Raw genomic sequence first — 3,037 nt, forward strand, 5'->3', positions numbered from 1 at the left:
GGTCGGTCCGCTTGGTGAGGTCGTCACGCCCCTTGCAAATCTCGGCGAGTAGTTGCGCCCGTTCGTCGCAGAGCGATCGACGGAAATATGCCGCTTGGAGCGCGTCGGCGGCCAATTCCTGAACGCGTGCCGTCCCCCTAGCCGCTTGAGGATCCACTTCCGACAATTTGTTGGTGATGTGGAATGCGTGGCTTGTGCCGAATCGTCAAGCGGCTAGCGGGGTTTCGATGGCGAGATCGCTGAAGAGTGTTTGCATGTAGATACGGAGTCGTTCGTAGTCGCGGTCGACGCGGGTCCAGTGCGCGGGTTTGCGTCCCATCCGGGGGCTGCGCACCGCGGCCAGGATCGGGGCGATGACCTGATCGCGCAGGGTGAGCAGGGCGGCGATGGTGCGTGCGGCCAGCGGCGGGACGATGTAGCGGCGGGTTCGGCCGGGTTTGTCGACGAGCTGTTTGCCGCGCAGCTTACGCAGGTCGTAGCCGGCCTGGCGGACGGTGTAGCCGCAGTGATCGACACCGGTGAGGGCGTGCACCTTGGCGGCGAACTGGGCGACGGTGAACCCGCTCGGGGCCGGGGCCAGTGCCAGGGCGGCGCGCAGCGCGTCACGCATGCGGGGTTTGTTCAGGTCGACACCGCCGACCCGGGTGGCACCCAGCCGGACGCCGGTGGGCAGCTCATCGAGGATGCCGTCGCCGAGGAATCCGGTGTCCACACAATCCAGGGCGGTGGCGAACCGCTCGACCACACCGGCCAGCCGGGTGACGATCTCGGGAAACTTCTCGATCATCCTGCCGCAGCGCAACTCCGCGGTGTTGTGCGCGATCGCCTCGAACCGCAGCACGCGTTCGCCTTATCTGTGGTGGGGACCCCCGTAAAGGGTTGGGATCCGTTGGTTGTCTCGTTGTTTGGCCTCGTTCCGGCCCCCGTGTCTGAGGGCGGTGGATCGCAGTCGGGGTCGAGGTGGAGCGCCCGCAGCGCAGCGAGGACGAACGACCTTGAGGCCGACGAGGATCCGCCGCATACTGTTGGTCGCCGGAACGGAGGCAAAGACGTTGTGGTTCAAGTCATCTGCTGCCTCCCGTGAATGTGCGGTAGGTGTCCGACGTTGCGCGTGCCGGCGCCCAGCCTTATCTGGGTCCACGGACGAGGTCCGGCGACATGATGATGGATGGGGTGCCCGGCGTGCGGGCTGCCGAAGGGGTGCGGTCGCTCAGTCTTTGCGGGAGGTCCACCCCACAGCGAGGAGGTGGCGGCAGGCGAATTGCGGGAGCTGGCCGCAGGCATCAGCTGAGTTATGGGCAGGGCACGCGCGCACCGCATGGTTAGGCGGCCACCTCCTCGGGTTCGGGGACGGGCAACGCCAGGGCGGCATCGCCGAGCTCACGCAGCGTGTGATAGCAGCGGCGCAAGATCTTGCGCTCCATCGCCAGGGTCGGGTTCTTGCCGTTGTGGCCGTCGTGTTTGGCCGCCAGCTTGTGGTAGTAGCCGTGATCGGGGGACCCGCGCCGCGCCGCGGACTTGGCCGCCTCGAACGCCGCCCAGCGCAGCTCGGGCGAGCCCTGCCGCGACAGGTGCCCCGGTGAGCGTTTGGCGTCGGAGGAGTAGACGGTGACATCGAGCCCGGCGAAGCGCACCAGCTGATCGGAACTACGGAATCGGCGCGCATCGCCGATCTCGGCCCAGATGATCACCGCGCACAACCAGCCCACGCCGTAGTGGCGCTGCAGCGCCCGACACCCCGGCTGGCGTCGGGCGAAGCCGATCAATTGGGTGCGCAGCGGGTCGATCTCGGCGCTGAGCTCATCAATGCGCCGCAGCGCGGTGTCCACATACTGGCGTCCCGCCGCCGACAACTCGGCACCCGTGAGCGCCTCACGGCCAGCCCGGGTTAACAACGCTCTGATCGGTGGGCAGCCCTGGTGAAACACCTGGGCGTGGATGCGCTGCTGCCAGGTCCGGCGCTCGTCCATCAGGGTGCAGTACAACCGGCCCAGGGTGCGCACCTCCACCACGTGCGCCGGCGGGATCCACGACTCCGGGAACCGGCGCTCCAACAGCAACGTGCGCAGCAACCGGGCATCGGCGCGGTCGGTCTTGGCCCGCTTCTTCGGCCCTCGCAACGCTGCGATCTCGGCCGGATCCCCCAGATGCACACCCAGTCCCGCGGCCGCCAGTTCCTCGCTGACATAGCGCCACCCGGTGCAGCCCTCCAACGCGAACTCCGTGTCCCCGTCCGGGCAGTGCTCGGCCAGCCAGCCCCGCAACGTCTTCCGCGTCGCCGGACGGATCTGGCCCCAGTGCACCAACCCGTCGTTATCCACGTAATCGAAGGTGATCTGCTGTCGGTGCACGTCCAAGCCGCCTACCATGGTCATCGGGACCTCCTCGAGTTCCTGAAACATCACTGACGCCATATAAACGAGCGTCTGAGCCGAGGGGGTCCCATCACATGTCATCTTTGGTGTAGGCCTTGCCGGTCAGCCGCCCGAAGTGCAGCTTGAACACGGTCAGGTCATAGGTAGGTGTCTCGATCGCGGCCTCGATCATCGAGGAGTGTTTGCGGGTGCGGCGGGGACGCTGCGCGGCGCCGAAGACGGTGCGGATCTTCGGCACGTCGAGCCGGGACCGGGTTCGGTCGACCACGGTGTCGAACACCCGCTGCATCCGACGACCGTCGGCGAAGACCAGGTTGCGGCTGTACTCAACCTGGTAGACAGACAACGCGTAACCGAACCCGCTGCGGTGCTGCTCGTCGAGGTCGAGCCCGAAGCACAGGCATGCCGAATAGATCCAGGATTTGCAGACCTGGCTCAGCCGCCCTACAGCCGCATGCTGCGACAAGGCATCTGCGATCCGAGCCAGGCCCACCGGGTCGGCGACCGCGGTGAAGCAGTTGCCGACCTTGCCGAATGCTATCCGCGCCGCGGCAGCCTCCCGGGCCACGAACTCGTGGCCGTTCCAGGATGATCTGCGCGCCGAACGGCGGATGCCCCGACATCTTGATCGTCACATGACCCCCCTCCGGGTCGATGATGTG

3 protein-coding genes are annotated in these 3,037 nt (G+C 66.9%); all 3 read right to left on the bottom strand.

Annotated elements, in window-relative coordinates; all coding sequences use genetic code 11:
* Positions 1 to 205: 205 nt before the first annotated feature.
* The 3 genes from VFW69_RS16505 to VFW69_RS16515 all read right to left on the bottom strand — a co-directional run bounded on the left by VFW69_RS16505 (position 206) and on the right by VFW69_RS16515 (position 2,943).
* Positions 206 to 841: a hypothetical protein gene (locus VFW69_RS16505; RefSeq protein ID WP_526502579.1), complete on the bottom strand. Its 636-nt coding sequence runs from the start codon at positions 839 to 841 to the stop codon at positions 206 to 208.
* A gap of 481 nt (positions 842 to 1,322) precedes the next feature.
* Positions 1,323 to 2,375: an IS110 family RNA-guided transposase gene (locus tag VFW69_RS16510; RefSeq protein WP_526502580.1), complete on the bottom strand. Its 1,053-nt coding sequence runs from the start codon at positions 2,373 to 2,375 to the stop codon at positions 1,323 to 1,325.
* Positions 2,376 to 2,445: 70 nt separating this feature from the next.
* The gene (locus tag VFW69_RS16515) at positions 2,446 to 2,943 is read right to left on the bottom strand and encodes a hypothetical protein (protein ID WP_526502581.1); all 498 of its coding nucleotides are present in this window, start codon (positions 2,941 to 2,943) and stop codon (positions 2,446 to 2,448) included.
* Positions 2,944 to 3,037: the final 94 nt, after the last annotated feature.

Source organism: Mycobacterium sp. (assembly GCF_036273375.1).
Classification (GTDB): domain Bacteria; phylum Actinomycetota; class Actinomycetes; order Mycobacteriales; family Mycobacteriaceae; genus Mycobacterium.